This window comes from Dyadobacter psychrophilus, from assembly GCF_900167945.1.
Taxonomy (GTDB): Bacteria; Bacteroidota; Bacteroidia; order Cytophagales; family Spirosomataceae; genus Dyadobacter; species Dyadobacter psychrophilus.
Genome location: NZ_FUZA01000009.1, coordinates 134,091 through 149,557 on the forward strand (window position 1 = coordinate 134,091; position 15,467 = coordinate 149,557).

Annotated in this window: 14 protein-coding genes; 8 read left to right on the forward strand and 6 right to left on the reverse strand. The window is 43.1% G+C overall.

What is annotated here, in order from left to right:
- Positions 1 to 1,233 (forward strand): MFS transporter, encoded by a 1,233-nt coding sequence (locus tag B5X68_RS25225; RefSeq protein ID WP_082217542.1) that lies wholly within the window; start codon positions 1 to 3, stop codon positions 1,231 to 1,233.
- On the opposite strand, the gene B5X68_RS25230 is transcribed toward B5X68_RS25225, so the two are convergent.
- The 3 genes from B5X68_RS25230 to B5X68_RS25240 form a co-directional block, all read right to left on the reverse strand.
- Positions 1,230 to 1,931 carry a peptidoglycan DD-metalloendopeptidase family protein gene (locus tag B5X68_RS25230; protein ID WP_229208562.1) on the reverse strand — a complete coding sequence of 234 codons (702 nt, stop codon included), beginning with the start codon at positions 1,929 to 1,931 and terminating at the stop codon, positions 1,230 to 1,232. The two genes, B5X68_RS25225 and B5X68_RS25230, sit on opposite strands and share 4 nt — an antisense overlap.
- Positions 1,932 to 1,939: 8 nt before the next feature.
- Positions 1,940 to 4,519, reverse strand: coding sequence for a zinc-dependent metalloprotease (locus B5X68_RS25235; protein ID WP_082217543.1), 2,580 nt, complete (start codon positions 4,517 to 4,519; stop codon positions 1,940 to 1,942).
- 96 nt (positions 4,520 to 4,615) lie between these two features.
- Positions 4,616 to 5,551 carry a Ppx/GppA phosphatase family protein gene (locus B5X68_RS25240; protein WP_082217544.1) on the reverse strand — a complete coding sequence of 312 codons (936 nt, stop codon included), beginning with the start codon at positions 5,549 to 5,551 and terminating at the stop codon, positions 4,616 to 4,618.
- Between the two features lie 156 nt (positions 5,552 to 5,707).
- Here B5X68_RS25240 and rpsU point away from each other — a divergent pair, with 156 nt between their 5' ends.
- The 3 genes from rpsU to B5X68_RS25255 all read left to right on the forward strand — a co-directional run bounded on the left by rpsU (position 5,708) and on the right by B5X68_RS25255 (position 9,532).
- Entirely contained in the window at positions 5,708 to 5,902 is a 195-nt protein-coding gene (gene rpsU / locus B5X68_RS25245) for a 30S ribosomal protein S21 (RefSeq protein WP_026629542.1), read from the forward strand.
- 105 nt (positions 5,903 to 6,007) lie between these two features.
- Entirely contained in the window at positions 6,008 to 6,880 is an 873-nt protein-coding gene (locus B5X68_RS25250) for a tyrosine-type recombinase/integrase (RefSeq protein WP_082217545.1), read from the forward strand.
- Positions 6,881 to 6,946: 66 nt separating this feature from the next.
- A complete protein-coding gene (locus tag B5X68_RS25255) occupies positions 6,947 to 9,532 on the forward strand; it encodes a phosphoenolpyruvate carboxylase (protein ID WP_082217546.1) in 2,586 nt (861 codons plus the stop codon).
- 91 nt (positions 9,533 to 9,623) lie between these two features.
- Here the strand turns inward: B5X68_RS25255 and B5X68_RS25260 are convergent, their stop codons facing one another.
- Both B5X68_RS25260 and B5X68_RS25265 read right to left on the reverse strand, forming a co-directional pair.
- Positions 9,624 to 10,214, reverse strand: a complete 591-nt coding sequence (locus B5X68_RS25260; protein WP_141110409.1) for a hypothetical protein — start codon at positions 10,212 to 10,214, stop codon at positions 9,624 to 9,626.
- A gap of 8 nt (positions 10,215 to 10,222) precedes the next feature.
- Entirely contained in the window at positions 10,223 to 12,040 is a 1,818-nt protein-coding gene (locus B5X68_RS25265) for a M12 family metallo-peptidase (protein ID WP_170916720.1), read from the reverse strand.
- Between the two features lie 285 nt (positions 12,041 to 12,325).
- On the opposite strand from B5X68_RS25265, the gene B5X68_RS25270 reads away from it, so the two are divergent.
- The 3 genes from B5X68_RS25270 (at position 12,326) to B5X68_RS25280 (ending at position 14,143) form a co-directional block, all read left to right on the forward strand.
- Entirely contained in the window at positions 12,326 to 12,760 is a 435-nt protein-coding gene (locus tag B5X68_RS25270) for a MarR family winged helix-turn-helix transcriptional regulator (RefSeq protein ID WP_082217549.1), read from the forward strand.
- 195 nt (positions 12,761 to 12,955) lie between these two features.
- Positions 12,956 to 13,687 (forward strand): SIMPL domain-containing protein, encoded by a 732-nt coding sequence (locus B5X68_RS25275; RefSeq protein ID WP_082217586.1) that lies wholly within the window; start codon positions 12,956 to 12,958, stop codon positions 13,685 to 13,687.
- Positions 13,688 to 13,810: 123 nt separating this feature from the next.
- Positions 13,811 to 14,143, forward strand: coding sequence for a YtxH domain-containing protein (locus B5X68_RS25280; RefSeq protein WP_082217550.1), 333 nt, complete (start codon positions 13,811 to 13,813; stop codon positions 14,141 to 14,143).
- Between the two features lie 20 nt (positions 14,144 to 14,163).
- Here B5X68_RS25280 and nudK read toward each other — a convergent pair whose 3' ends face one another.
- On the reverse strand, positions 14,164 to 14,790 hold the full coding sequence (gene nudK, locus B5X68_RS25285) for a GDP-mannose pyrophosphatase NudK (protein ID WP_082217587.1): 627 nt from the start codon (positions 14,788 to 14,790) through the stop codon (positions 14,164 to 14,166).
- 147 nt (positions 14,791 to 14,937) lie between these two features.
- Here nudK and B5X68_RS25290 point away from each other — a divergent pair, with 147 nt between their 5' ends.
- Positions 14,938 to 15,453, forward strand: coding sequence for a cupin domain-containing protein (locus B5X68_RS25290; RefSeq protein ID WP_082217551.1), 516 nt, complete (start codon positions 14,938 to 14,940; stop codon positions 15,451 to 15,453).
- Positions 15,454 to 15,467 lie beyond the last annotated feature (14 nt).

The window sequence follows — 15,467 nt, forward strand, 5'->3', positions numbered from 1 at the left end:
ATGAAACCTATTGAACAAAATTCCCTTGCTGTCGATGCAAATCCAGCAATAAATACTTCGCAAACAGTTTTCCCAATATTGCTTGCTTTGAGCTTCTGTCACTTATTAAATGACACGATGCAATCTTTGATTCCCTCCATTTATCCAATGGTAAAGGAGTCTTTCCAACTTAATTTTACACAAATCGGGCTGATTACATTTACATTTCAGGTGAGCGCTTCGGTGCTTCAACCCGTGGTCGGCGCTTTTACGGACAAGCGACCGCAACCTTTTGCATTGGCGGTGGGCATGTGTTTTACATTACTTGGACTGATTTCTTTGTCTCTTGCAAACAGCTTTAATCTTGTTCTGCTGTCTGTTGGATTGATCGGCGTTGGTTCTGCGGTTTTTCATCCCGAGGCTTCGCGCGTAGCGCGTATGGCATCGGGTGGGAAGCATGGCATGGCGCAGTCGCTGTTTCAGGTGGGAGGCAATGCGGGCAGTTCGCTTGGGCCGTTACTCGCGGCATTGATTCTGCTTCCTTATGGCCGTTTTCAAGTGATCTGGTTTTCGCTGGTGGCGTTGTTGGCAATTGTGATTCTTTCCTGGGTGGGCGGCTGGTATAAGCAAAGTTTGAGCCATGTGGCTGCCAAAAAAGTAGAAAAAGCGCATCAGGAATCGCATTTGTCAAAAGGGAAGATTGTGTTTGCGATTGGTATTTTGCTGCTGCTGATTTTTTCGAAATACATTTACATGGCCAGCATTTCAAGCTATTTTACATTTTATCTTATTGATAAATTCGGCGTCTCCATTCAAAATTCGCAGATTTACCTGTTTGCATTCTTGTTTGCAGTCGCGGCTGGAACATTCATCGGCGGGCCGGTTGGGGATAGGATCGGAAGGAAATATGTAATCTGGATTTCGATATTAGGCGCGGCTCCATTCGCATTACTGCTTCCTTACGTGAATTTGTTCTGGACGGGCGTGTTAAGCTGCATTATTGGGCTTATTCTTTCCTCAGCCTTTTCTGCAATCCTGGTTTATGCACAAGAGCTAATTCCAGGAAAAGTCGGCATGATCGCAGGTTTGTTCTTCGGCTTCGCTTTTGGCATAGCAGGAATCGGTTCAGCCATTTTGGGCAGCCTGGCGGATAAAACCAGCATCGAATATGTCTTTTGGATCTGTTCGTTTTTGCCACTTATCGGCTTATTGACCGGTTTCTTACCGAATTTAGAGCGGAGTAAGACTTCCTAATCAGGCGGATCATTTTCCTTAATTCTTAAAATCAAATTTGGATCGGGGCAAAGGTTCAGATAGTATTCCTGGTCCTGGATACTGCTTACGCCGGGGAAGTCACCTTTGAAATCGCCTATATCTTCAATGATCTGGAAGTGCAGGTGAGGGGGCCAGTCGCCATTTTTCGGGTAAGAGCCTATGGCTGCGAAATGTTGGTGGGCTGAAATGTTTTTGCCAACGTATAGTCCGTCCAGCGAAGCAACGGACAGGTGCCCGTAAAGCGTGTAGAATGTGTGATTTTCCAATGTGTGTGCGAGAATGATTGTCGGGCCATAATCGCCGTAATGATTGTTAAATGCGAAGCTGTGTACGGTTGCATCTAATGGCGCATAAACAGGTTCGCCAGCATCTGCCCAAATATCCGTTCCAAGATGAATGCTTCTGGGTTGGCCGGCTTCATTATTGAAATATTTGCGTTGCCGATAAATAATGCGGTTTTCGGCGTAGCCGCCAATTCCAACGAAGGCGTTTCCTACCAACATTTCTTTGAAGACAAAATCAGAAAAAATGGAGGTTTCAGATAAGTCGCGTTGTAACAGGGCTTCATTTGTTGCGGAAAAATCAAGCTTTTTAAATGGCTTTGCACTGTTGATTACGGGTGCAAAGCCATCGTGTTTTTCGAGAATTTCTTGAAGTGTCAGCATTGATGTTGGCATTCGTTTTCCTATTTTGGATCCAGCGCCATTTTAATCCGCTGTAAAACATCCTGCAAATGATATTTGGTGATCTTATCCGTTGATTTTGCAATAGCAGGCTGCAACGATGATTTTAAACTCTCTAAATGCGCTCTTGCAACAGAAGGCAGATCGGTTTTTTCAAGCTCAACAACTCGGGTAGAATACCCATAAGTAATGCCAACGGGCACTGAAAGGACATTGGCTTTACCTGGTTTTAGTAGATCAACCAATTTTTCGATGTACACTTTTTGGAGGTTCCTGCGATGCAGATCAATGCTTTTGCCTGTTTTTGTTTCAGCCCAGATGCCGGTTTCAAGATCTGAAAAAAGATCGTCTAATGTGTAATTTTTGCTCGAAATTCCGGTTTCCATTAACCTCACTGCCCGGTCGCCTGCGAAGAGGGTTGTTAATGCATATTCCTGCAATGCTTTAATCGCTTCGACACCGGTTTCCGGTTTGATTTTACTTAGAATGTTTTGGTCTAACAACCACGTTGGCGTTTTGAATAACTGGCTGTTCAAAAATGCAACTGCTTCTTTCTGAGTTGTTTTTGGCACAGTTTCAAAAGTGGAGCCTTCCATGTCATACGTTGTCGGGTTATCATAAATTCCACCGACATTTTTCATTACATGACCAAGATAGCGGCGATATTGCTGTATTACATTGTTGTAAATCTCATCCAGCTCCTTATAACTTTCTCCGTCTTCACGGCTCCATTCGATAAGGTTCGGAAGAATTCTTTTCAAGTTTTTGATTCCATATTCGGAAGCTTTCATGGCATTGTCACTCAAATCTTCGGTCTGGTAACGTGGGTCATAAGGGCTGATTTCCGTTCCAAAATGCAGGCGGGAGTCCTTATACGCTTCTTTGGTCATCGCATTCAACAGCTGTTTTTCAGACTTCACGTCTTTTGCATCCATAAAATTGCTGTAACCCCACTGGATCGCCCATTTATCGTAGTCCCCAATTCTTGGAAAAAGATTGGTAATGCTGTCTTCTGGCTGGGCCACATAGTTAAACCGCGCATAATCCATTATGGAAGCTGTGTGACCATGTTCTTCAATCCAGGCTTTATCGCGCAGCTTTTCAACGGGCGTTGCCGAACTCGCGCCCATATTGTGCCTCAGTCCCAGCGTATGACCGATTTCGTGTGACGAAACAAAGCGCACAAGCTGGCCCATGAGCTCATCGTCAAACTTTTTTGTGCGTGCCTTCGGATCCACCGCGCCAGCCTGAATAATGTACCAGTTGCGCAGCAGACGCATTACATTATGATACCAGCCGATATGACTTTCCAGAATTTCGCCGCTTCTTGGGTCATGCACATTAGGCCCGTAAGCATTTTGAATGTCAGCTGCGAAGTAACGGATCACCGAGTAACGCGCATCTTCCAGGCTCATAGTCGTATCATTGTCCGGCCAGTATTCGCCTCTGATCGCATTTTTCCAGCCTGCTTTCTCGAATGCTTCCTGCCAGTCGTCAACACCTGCTTTCAAATACTTCCGCCATTTTTCGGGAGTAGCTGGATCAATGTAATAAACGATTGGTTTTTTTGGCTCGATTAATTCACCGTTTTGCTGGCGTTTCGCTTCTTCTGCGTTTTTGGGTTCCAGGCGCCATCTTACCGCAAAAACCTCTGTATCAGAGCGCTGCGATTCTTCCCCAAAAATGGCATATTGATTGGCGAAATAACCAACCCGGCTATCGAAAATCCTTTTACGCATTGGCTTTTCAGGAAGGAGGATTAACGAAGTGTTCATTTCCATGGTAACAACGCCGGCATCAAGTCCGGAAGGCAAATATTGGCCGATCGATGGCACTGGCGAAGTTGAAAGAAGTTGAGGTGTTACAGAAAACGTCTTAACCGTTCGGATTTCGGTGTTGATCGGAAACGACCGGATCTTCTCGATATAGGATGCCTCCTTTTTAAATGCTGTAAGTTTCAGAAGTTGCTTACTAATCGCACTTAATGAAAATACCTGATTATCAGCATTAAAGAAATCGGTTACATCAATAACCGACGATTTTGCCCCCGGTTCTTTTTTTACAGCCTTTATCTCAAAAACGCCAATAATAGGGTCCGAATTCGAATTTTTTACGGCCTGGAAAATAGGCTTGGTGCTGTCCGGACTCGCAACAACCACAGTCACAGATCGTAAAAGAAGATTGTGGTCCATTCCCTTTTCCCAGCGGATCATTTGCCGGTTAACCTCCTCACCTCCAAAAATGCCTCCGCCTGCCGCCGTTTTGGCATAACGGGTAACGGCCATTATATCTTTGTCCAACAGCGAATCAGGAATTTCGAAATACCATTTTTCGTCCATTTTATGAACGGAAATCATTCCCTTCTGACTAATTGCGCTGGTGTCAATCAAATCTTTAAAAGCCTTGGGGCTCTTTTTTCTGTCGTCTTTAAGTTTTTCTTTCACCGCGGTGGCCACAGCGTCGACTGCTTTGTCAATTTTGACGTCTTCCTGTTTTTCTTTCTTTTTCTTCTTTTGCGCGTAAGTGGTTGTGATAAACAGGAATACGATCCCTGCAAGGAGGAAATAACGAATTAATCTCATAGAGTTGGTTTATGTTTTGCTTGCTTACAAAAATAGAAGTTTGCCTGATAGGACATACAAATAATTCGAGGGAGGTTACAAAAATACAGATAGGACTTATTTAGATACCAATTCGGCAACGACACCCTCTTTCAAAGCATAACTTGAAATTTGTATCTTCCTGATCCCGTAGCTTTTAAGCACATAATCGACCAGGCATACGGCCACGACGATCATGTCGACGCGGAGCTCAATCATGCCTGGAATTTGCATTCTGTCATTATGATTTCCGGAGAGAATAAGCGCATATGCCCGGTAAAATTCTTCCAGGGGCAATTGGAAATCGGTCTGGCTTTTGGGCGGCCAGTTATTGACGCGAAAATGGAAATCAATGTCAACCAGCGTATCGAATGTGCCCGATGAACCTACAAGCTTGTCGGGGGAATATTGGTGCACCGCATTGGCTAGTGGAATCAGGCTTTCTTCAAAATAATTATAAAGATTTTTTCTGTCGCCTTGTGAAAGCGGGTCGTTGCGCATAAATTTTTCCATCAGCCGCTGTCCGCCGATTTCAAAACTTTGTTTCCAGAAAATTTGCGACTTATTACCAATGATAAATTCCACGCTTCCGCCGCCAATATCCATGATCAGAGATGGGGAATCGCCAATGTCCGCCCCGTGCCGAACGCCTTTGTAAATGTATTCCGCTTCGCGATTTCCATCTATTACAGTGATAGCAATGCCAGTTTTAGAAAGAATTTCTGCACAAAAATCAGCTTGATTTTCGGCGTTTCGTATGGCGCTGGTTCCGAAGGCGAACGTGCTATCGGGTGCGACGCCAAATTCATCCAGCTTTTCACGGAAATGATTAAGAACAGCCAGCGCGCGTTGCAAGGCTTCCTGCGTGATGATCTTTTTATTGATTCCGCCCAACCCGATCCTCGCTGGCCTGCTTTCATGAAAGATATTTGTAACAGCATCTCCGTTTTTATCTACAATGAGCAGGTGAAAAGTATTTGTTCCTAAGTCAATAATTCCCAGTCGCGAGCTCATATCGGGCGTTTAATCGGTTAAAAGCTTTTTCTTCAATGCAATGATCACAAAAATAACCTAATAATAATGACTTATTTCTTGATTTTCTGTTTGATAAAGCTTTTCTTTGCAGTCCGATTTCAGAAACCAATTCAAAGAACATTATATTTTATAAGCATGCTTATTATAAACATTAAAGACAACGAATCGATTGACCGCGCTCTTAAGCGTTACAAGAAGAAATTTGAAAGAACTGGTACAATGCGCCAGCTTCGTGCTCGTACTGCTTTCGAAAAACCATCTGTTAGACGTCGTTTCGAAGTTTTGCGTGCCGTATACAAAGAAAAAACTTACGGTCATTTAGAAGACTAGTTCCCGGGAATGGTGTTCTGAAAGATTTCGACAGGATTATTATATCCATATCATACGGAAAAAAGGCCGCTTGTTAAAGGCGGCCCTTTTTTGTATGTTGCTGTTATGATTACGTTATTCATTGATTTTCTGAAATTCGAAAAACGGGCCAGCGTCCACACGATTAAGTCTTATCAGACGGATTTGGACCAGTTTCAGAAATATCTGCTGTTTCAATATGAGCTGGAGAAACCCCAGGAGGCAAAGGCTCCGATGCTTCGGTCGTGGGTTGTCAGTTTGATGGAAGAGGGCATGAATCCGTCCTCGATTAATCGTAAAATTGCTTCATTAAGGACCTTTTACGGTTTTTTGAAGAGAAAAAATGTGGTTTCGCAGGATCCTACCAAAATTCTTTCTGCGCTAAAAACCCGAAAGAAACTTCCTGCTTTTGTCGAAGAGAAATCCATGGAAATGCTTTTCCTGCCAGATACTTTCACCGACGATTTTGAGGGAGTTCGGGATCGAACCATTATGGAGTTGCTTTACGGAAGTGGAATCCGGCTAGCGGAACTTGTGTCCCTTGAAATAAATGATCTTAACCTTCCTGCAAGAACTATACGCGTGTTTGGAAAAAGATCAAAGGAACGTGTGGTCCCTATCTCTACATCCCTTGCAAACTTGCTCTTCCAATATTTGGCATTACGGGCGCCAGAGGAAGACACGAACATTTTAATATTAACAAATTCAGGGAAAGCCGTTTACCCGGTTTTTGTGCAAAGAACTGTCGGTAAATATTTGTCCGCAGTTACAACATTATCCCAAAAAAGCCCTCACGTGCTGCGCCACACATATGCTACGCATCTGCTCAATCGTGGTGCGGATCTGAACGCGATAAAGGAACTTTTAGGGCATGCAAACCTCGCCGCCACGCAGATCTACACGCATAACTCTATTGAAAAGCTCAAAAAAACACATCAACAAGCCCATCCAAAAGCCTGAAACCCATTTTTTAGAAGTATATTTGCCTTAATTGCAGTTTCCAGAATATAATTTTGTCACTCCAGTATGAATAACAGTTTCCAGGACGCGGTTGTAACGAAGTACAATATTTTTAATAGTCTTTTTCTGAGTCTGCCTTACCGGGGCATTTTTCAGACGGGATCGTTACTCCCCATACTAACGCAGCAAAGTGAGATCGGATTTCAAGAGGGAAAGTCGCCTAAGGAGATTATAGAGCACTTTTTTTCAGAATTATTAGAAACTGCAACGCCAAAGGAGAGGGCTGATCTGCTTTTTGCCTTTATCCAATACATCGAAAGGCAAGTTGTACTTTTCGACTCTGTGGAAGATGCTGCATTCGATCAGACCCATGACCTTACAGGCAAAGGGTCGGTAAATTATCTTACAGATCGCCTGGATAATGACGAGCTCAGAAAAAAGCTGCTTACCAAGCTGGAAGATTTTAGTGTGCGGATCGTGCTTACTGCGCACCCAACGCAGTTTTACTCAGGGAAAGTGCTGGGAATTATCAACGACCTGGAAGATGCAATCAAAGAAAACGACTTTACGGAAGTAAACCAGTTACTGCTGCAATTGGGTAAAACTGCATTCATTAACCACGAAAAACCCACGCCTTTCGATGAAGCTGTGAGTCTGTGCTGGTTTTTGGAAAATGTATATTACGACGCTATTCCATCCATTCTTGAAAAACTGATCAATGGACTCGGCATGAGCGTGCATGACTGGCCGTATCCGAATGTATATCGTTTAGGCTTCTGGCCGGGCGGTGACCGCGACGGGAATCCGTTCGTTAACCCTGAAATCACATTGCAGGTTGCTGCCAGATTACGGGAAACACTGTTGAGAGGTTACTATCGTGATTTGAGACAGTTGAAGCGCAGGCTGACTTTCAAAGGAGTGGACGAGGCGATTAGTTTGGCTGAGCGCAAAATGAACAGCACCATTTTCGGTCCTTTTGAAGAGGGCTATAACAATGCGCAGGAATTAATCGACGAGTTCCTTAAGGCCCGCGAAGTGCTGGTTTCCAAACATCAGGGGCTGTTTGTGGAATTGCTTGACAACTTTATCCTTAAACTGAACATTTTCGGGTTTTTCTTCGCGAGTCTGGATGTGCGTCAGGACAGCCGTAAGCATGGAAAAGCTTGGGAAGATATTCTTAAAAGGCTTGAGAAAAAGATTCCATTGCTGAAATACAGCGACTATGAAAGCTGGGATGAGGCTAAAAAAATAGATCTGTTGCTCTCGCTAAACATTCCGCTCCGGGATGAAGATTATGAAGATGAGCTAACGAAAGATATTTTAGGCTCCATTCGTGCGATCAAAACGATCCAGAAAAACAATGGTGAAAAAGGCGCGCATCGTTATGTGATTAGTAATAACACGTCCGCGTTGAATGTCATGCAAGTGGTTGCGCTCGCTAAAAACCTCATTGCTGATGAAAGCGGAAAGCTTGCACTGGACGTCGTTCCACTTTTCGAAACGGTTGATGACCTGGCCAATGCGCCTGAAATCATGCGGTCATTGTATGAAAACGAGTATTACAGGGATCATTTGCAAAATCGTGAAAATCACCAAACCATTATGGTTGGATTTTCTGATGGAACGAAAGATGGCGGTTACTTGCGTGCAAACTGGTCCATTTATCGTGCTAAGGAAGAATTAACAAAAGTTTCCCGTGAATTTGGGATTAAAGTCACATTCTTCGACGGTCGTGGTGGTCCTCCGGCGCGCGGAGGTGGCAATAACCACAACTTTTACTCATCACTGGGAACGGACATTGAGGACAAAGAAATTCAGCTTACTGTTCAGGGACAGACGATAAGCTCCAATTACGGAACTGTAACAACCGCCATGTACAATCTGGAAAGGTTGTTTACTGCCGGTCTGGAGAATCACTTGTTCAGAGGAAATCGTGTTGAGGATGAATTGTCGGCGGACGATAAGGTTCTGATTGAGGAAATGGCTTCCTTGGCTTACGATTCCTATCTTGATCTGAAAAATCATCCGATGTTTGTAAAATATCTGGATAAAAAGACGCCTTTGCGTTTTTATGGACAAACCAACATTGGAAGCCGGCCTACCAAGCGGGGAAATGATGATGAAGGTTTGAAATTCGAAGATCTTCGTGCCATTCCTTTTGTGGGTTCGTGGGCTCAGATGAAACAGAATGTTCCGGGTTTTTATGGCTTTGGAACGGCGATAGAGCAAATGGGTAAGGATGGTAAGAAGGAGGAGATCAAGCAATTATATAAAAAGTCGCTGTTTTTCAGAACATTGATTGAAAATTCAATGCAATCGCTGTCGAAAGCATTCTTCCCTGCAACAAAATATCTTCGCGACGAAGCGGATTACAAGGAGTTCTGGGACAAAATGTACAACGAATTCCTGTTAACCCGGGACCAGTTGCTGGAAGTATCCGGGCAAAAAGAGCTTCTGGACAGCAACAATGTCACCAAAGTCTCCATCAAAACCCGCGAAAGAATTGTTTTGCCACTGATCACAATCCAGCAATACGCATTACAAATGCTGGCGGAAGATCCAAAGAACTTGCCAGTGGATGTTGAAACTTATAACCAGCTGATTATGCGGGCAATGTTCGGGATTATTAATGCGGCGAGGAACTCGGCTTAACGGCTAGAAATATAAAAAGTTGTATGCTCCTGATCGTGTTGGTCAGGAGCTTTTTTTACATTTCGTGTTGAGCAATGCATGTGAAAAAGGATTAAAGATGTCGATTCTTGCGGGGTAAGATTTTCGTGTGAAATTTACCATTTGTAAATTTTAGCGTGTCCTCATAAGAGTTGTAAAACCGAGGTGACCGCAAAACAAATGTTACTTGAAACCGCCCTTTTATTTCTCTGTTACCGCTTTCCTGATATTGATCTATCTGCAAGTAGTTATCCGCCGATTCCAAAACCTCATAACGATCCCTAAATATGTCAAAATCGATGAATGCGGTGAAAGTTGAAGTTGCAATTGTTGAATCACTGCATGGAACATCCCGATCTGACATGATCCTATAACGGCCGGTCTTGGTCGGGATATCCGAAAGGTATAAATATTCTTCAAGTACACCTTCAGAGTCAAAAAGCAAAGAGTAAAGATAAACCCTTTTGCAAGTTGTATCACCAAAATCCTGAGCTGCTCCCCGCACTGCCTGATATGCGTTTTTGAAAGTCTTTTCCCATCTTCTGCCATTTACATTGACAGAAAAATAGCCCCAAGAGTCATGAGGGACAGTTGTTTCACGCTCACATCCAACTGATAGTAAAATTAGAAAAATGAAATAGTGAGATATCTTACAGAGTTTCATAGGCTGGATTATTTAGCGATTATAAGTCGTTTTGTCTCTGTAACTCCATTCCTTAGTAACCGCGCTAAGTAGGTACCACTTGGATAATTACCAGTAACCCATTTTACAGACTGCCGCCCGCTCTTCAGAAAGCTTTTTAGATCAATTATTTTCGTGATAACCTTACCGGATTGATCCAGGATTTCAAGCTGTACATTGCTGTCTGTGAATAAGTTGAAATTTACTTCAACCTCACTTGACGATGGATTTGGAGTTACAGTAAATGGCACTGATTCCGATGCCAATGAATCGTTTACGAAGGCATTGACTTTATAAGGATTAGGCATTTGGGCTGACACTGCAATAAATGCTGAAACAGACTTTCCATTGCCTTTAACCGTGGCTCTAATCCATATTTTTTGGGTTTGACTGAAATACCAGGTAAAAATGTCAGTAGTAATGTTGGAAGGCAGATAGTTAACTCCGTCATAGCTGTAATGCCATGCGATTGAATAGGGAGCAGATCCACAACTGTATGTTACCTCATAATTTTTGCCGCCGGGTGTAGCAATTGATGTTGGTCCGTCAACATAAGCAACTAAGGGAGGAATAGGATTAGGTCTGAAAACACTTACAATAGTGTGGGATTCAGTGATCCTTTTTGCATTATTTTCACTATTTGTTCCCGATGCTTTCCCACCTGCTTGTACATTTGGATTTGAAAAATGAAGTAATCGATTTTTGGCTTGCTCATCTGTTATACTTTTCCCGACCATAACGGTCCTGTCTGTCACGATGCCTAGGCCGTTTTTAATGCAATAGGCTTGTGCATATACAGGTGATCCAGGCGTATCCTCATGCCTGCATCCATAGAGGTGTCCTACCTCGTGTGCAAAGGTTTTCCGGGAAGTTGCACTCCAAAGTTCTACTATTGCATATGACTGAGAATTTACCAGATCTTGTGTCTGTGCTTTTCCCCGCGTGTCTCCACCCTGATATTCACCGTCCGTAAAGAGTACGACCAAATCAGCATGATAGCTATCTCTTAAACCCTGGGCAACCAAGTTTTTTTCAAGGTTATTAAGGTCATTAGTAATGAATTGTGTTTCTGGCAGATTATTAAGTGGAGCAATTCCCGCCAGCGTTAATGCTGCATTGCTGGTGACACCGCTGTTATAAATGCAGGAATTAAATTGTGCTACGGACAAATCAGCCATTGTTTGAATTCCTGCAACATTTCCCACAAGTGCCAGCGCCTTCGGCGTGTACAAAATCAGCACTCTAGGACTGATCAACGGCTGACATGGGTTCATCTTAGCATTGACATTACCAGGCGGTGCTTGCTCCGGTTCCTGTGCGGCTGTTTTCCTACCAGCCGGAGGCTCATTCGTAGTAACGCAGCCGACGTCACCAGCTTTGGCCATGTCAACTTCTTGCAAACAATACAGGCCGTTAGGAGCAGGGAATATTTCATACACACCGTCCGGGGTTGAGAAATGCGCGGTAATCCTGCCAGCTTTTGATAGGATAATGACGGTTCCCCGGTTATCATCCGTTTTGCCAATCCATTCATAATCAGTAGCTGAGTGATATTTGACTTCACTTGCTTCGGCAAGGATGGGTTTGTCTTTTCCTGGAATTTCTAATGTCAGAATGCCTTCTTTCTGAGCTGTTGCAAGGGGATTTAAATGGATGAAGTGATAGTTCGAAATGTTTGGGTTCTTTTTTAGCCGGGCAATGTATGCAGTCATTTCCGGGTTGTCAGGGACGGTGTTATCTGGAACTGCTTCAATGAATTTCTGCACTTGCCCGAATGTCAGATTGCAGCAAATAAGCGAGATAAGCATGCAGAAAGCGCAACTTTTAATTGGTAGGGTAAATAACTTTTGCATAGTGTCTGTCAATTAGTTTAAGTTATTGCACCGCCGAATGTTGTCTTATTTCGAGGTGAAACAAAATAATTCTATGATCCAGTTATTGTGGTGTCGATATGGATTATCCAGCGGTCATTGTAACTGATATGCACTAAAATTATCGGTAATTTTCCTTGCAATAATTAGTAGACGAATAGTTGAAGGGACTTATAATTGTAATCAAATACTCAATTGCCCAAAGCTTCAACTTAACTTATCATGACGCATCATTCTGATCAGCGTGCCTATTTTTTCAAAATAGATACGACAATCAAAAAAATCCGCAATGCTTTACAGAAACAACTAACGGAGGCTGGTTTTGACCTTACAGTGGACCAGTGGGTGCTTATAGATCACATTTTCAGAAGGCAGGGAATTAGTCAGAACGAATTGGCAGAACTTACATTCAAGGATCCGCCAACCGTTACGCGCATCATTGATTTACTGGAAAAAAAAGGATTGGTGGAGCGCGGACCCGCCGCAGGTGACCGCAGAAAGTTTAATTTATTTCTTACCAAAACAGGCGAATCAACTTATAACGAGGCATTTCCGATTGTGGCGGACATTCGCAGAAAGGGTTGGGGAAGTCTCAATGATTCCGATTATCAGCATTTTGTCCGTATTATGGACTCGATTTATCAGAATTTTACCTGAATTACGGCAGGACAAAAAATAATTCAATGTAAGTGGGAGAATGACAGCAGATTGCGTTATCCTCCCATTTTTGTTTTAAACCTTTGGTATAACATTGCATCTAAACTACGTGGACGGCAATTATTTCAGCTCATTACAACGATAAGCCCGCCGCCCGCATCTGTACTTTATATCCAATATTATTTTATGAAAGCCATGAAGAAGATTATTTTGAGTTCCCTGTTTGCAATGAGCGTTTTGTTTCCTGCTTTTTCCCAGGTCAAATATGAGCAGCAGATCGTCCTGCCAAAAATAGAAGTGGCCGGTTTCGCTGAAATGGAAATAGTGCCCGACGAAATTTATTTCAGCATTTCGTTAAGGGAGTATTTTGAAGATGAGAAAAGCCAGAAAGACAAAGTGGTGATCAGTACTTTGGAAAAACAGCTTTTGAAAGCAATCGCCGACGCGGGACTTCCAAAAGAGGCATTGTCTATCAGCGGTTTAGGTGGTTATCAAAACTATACGGACAAAAAGAAAAAGCCAGCGACATTCCTGGAAAGCAAGCAGTACGAGCTGAAAGTAAGCAGCGCGGATAAGTTGGACGGCATTTTATCAAAAGTGGAAAGCCGCGGTGTGCAGTATGCAAATGTTGCACGCGTGGATCACTCGAAAAGAGAAGAGTATAAAAAGCAGGTGAAGATCGATGCCTTAAAAGCGGCAAAAGTGAAAGCTGAGTATCTCGTTGCCTCGCTGGACCAAAAGCTGGGCAAGGTGATGGAAATTAAGGAGCTGGATGAAAATTTGTATTTCCCGCAACCGGTTTTCGCCAAAGCCAACATGAGGACTTTCGCACAAGCGGAGTCAGCAGACGCGGTGGTTGAGAGCGATGTTCAATATCAGAAAATTAAGATCAGCTATCGCATGCAAGCGGCTTTTGAAATCAAATAGTCTTCCTGGCGAAGAAGGTGGGCACAGTTTTTTCTGGAAAATAGTTTAGTAACTTAAAGCAATCCTTTTGTAACAACACATAAGTTTCTTTAAATTTAATCTCAAACTAAGTAACTGGAAATCATGAGCATAAACGCGAAACACCTTGCCACATTTATTCTTGGGGCGGCCGCTGGAGTGGCTGCACATAAGTATCTTCAAAGCGAAGAAGGCGAAAAGCTTTTGGAAGACCTGAAAACCAAAGCCAACAATTTGAAGGCCGAAGCGGAAGGTGCGATCGACAAGGCTCCTGAATATTTTGAAGAGTTGAAAACGAAAGGTGCAGACTCGCTTAAAAGCAGTTTCCCTGATGCTGAAAACTTTTTCAAAGAGCTTTATGAAAAGTTTGTAGGCAACAAAGGAGCCGCGGGAACAGCAACTCCTGAAACAACGCCAACGCCTGATCCAATATCATAAATTTTAGCGTTACAAATATATTAAATGGCCTGAGAGAGCTGAAAATGCTCTTTTTGGCCATTTTTTGTAAGCAATTGGTTGAGTTGTGCATACTGCAGCAGCATAATGGTCTTGGCGTCTTTAATCTCGCCTGTCTTTACCATGTTAAGCGCTTCATTAAATCGTAATTCCATTACTTCAATATTTTCCTGCTCCTGCACACTGCCACCGCCTTCACTTACCTTCATATCCTCGCTATATTCGGCCACGAAAAAGTATAGAATTTCTGTAACAGAACCCGGCGACATGTATGCTTCAAATATTTTCTCGACAGCATTGATCTTATAGCCAGTCTCCTCCTCGGTCTCTCTCTTAATGCAATCTTCCGGGTTATCTCGATCCAAGAGCCCCGCACAAGCCTCTATTAGCATGCCGGTTTCATTCCCGTTCACATAAGTGGGAATGCGGAATTGTCTGGTTAATATAACAGTTTGCTTCTCGCGGTTGTAAAGCATTATGACAGCGCCGTTCCCACGGTCATAAGCTTCTCTCGACTGCCTTTCCCATTGCCCGCCGGCACTCAGGTAATCAAATGTGTATTTTTTTAATGTATACCAATTATTCGAAAGCACCTCGTCGGCTACAATGTTCACGCGGTCATTTTTCATTTTGATCATTTTTGATTGGATATGATTTCTTTTGATCAAAATTAATGAAAAATTGGACCGAGTGTTTATTAATAAATTTTTTGCGGGTTGAAAAAAGTGTAATTGTAAGCGTCAGTTATTAAACGGTCATGCTATATTGGTCCCACTATGGAAGATCTAAAACCAGCAGCGTACTGGATTGAAAAATATGCGTTAAGCCCGCACCCGGAGGGTGGCTACTATGCAGAAACTTACCGGGCAAATGAAAATGTGCCGCAGCAGGCATTACCAGCAAGATTTAGTGGGACCAGATCTTTTTCAACCGGGATATATTTTCTGTTGGAAACGTATAACTTTTCTGCATTCCATAGGATCAAATCCGATGAAATGTGGCATTTCTATGCCGGGGAAGCATTGGAAATTTTTGTGATCAATGAAGAACGCCGGGAATTGCAGATGATCAGACTGGGAAATGATCCTGAAAAAGGTGAAACATTCCAGGCCGTAGTCCCGGCAGAATCATGGTTTGCGTCCCGTCCGGCAAAAGGCAGCACGTATGCATTAGTGGGATGCACCGTTGCGCCCGGTTTCGATTTTGCAGATTTTGAAATGGCTGAAAGAGAAGCATTACAAACGCAGTTTCCTGAATTCGAACAAATCATTCAGGAACTGACAAGAGTTTAATAATGCAAGGCAAC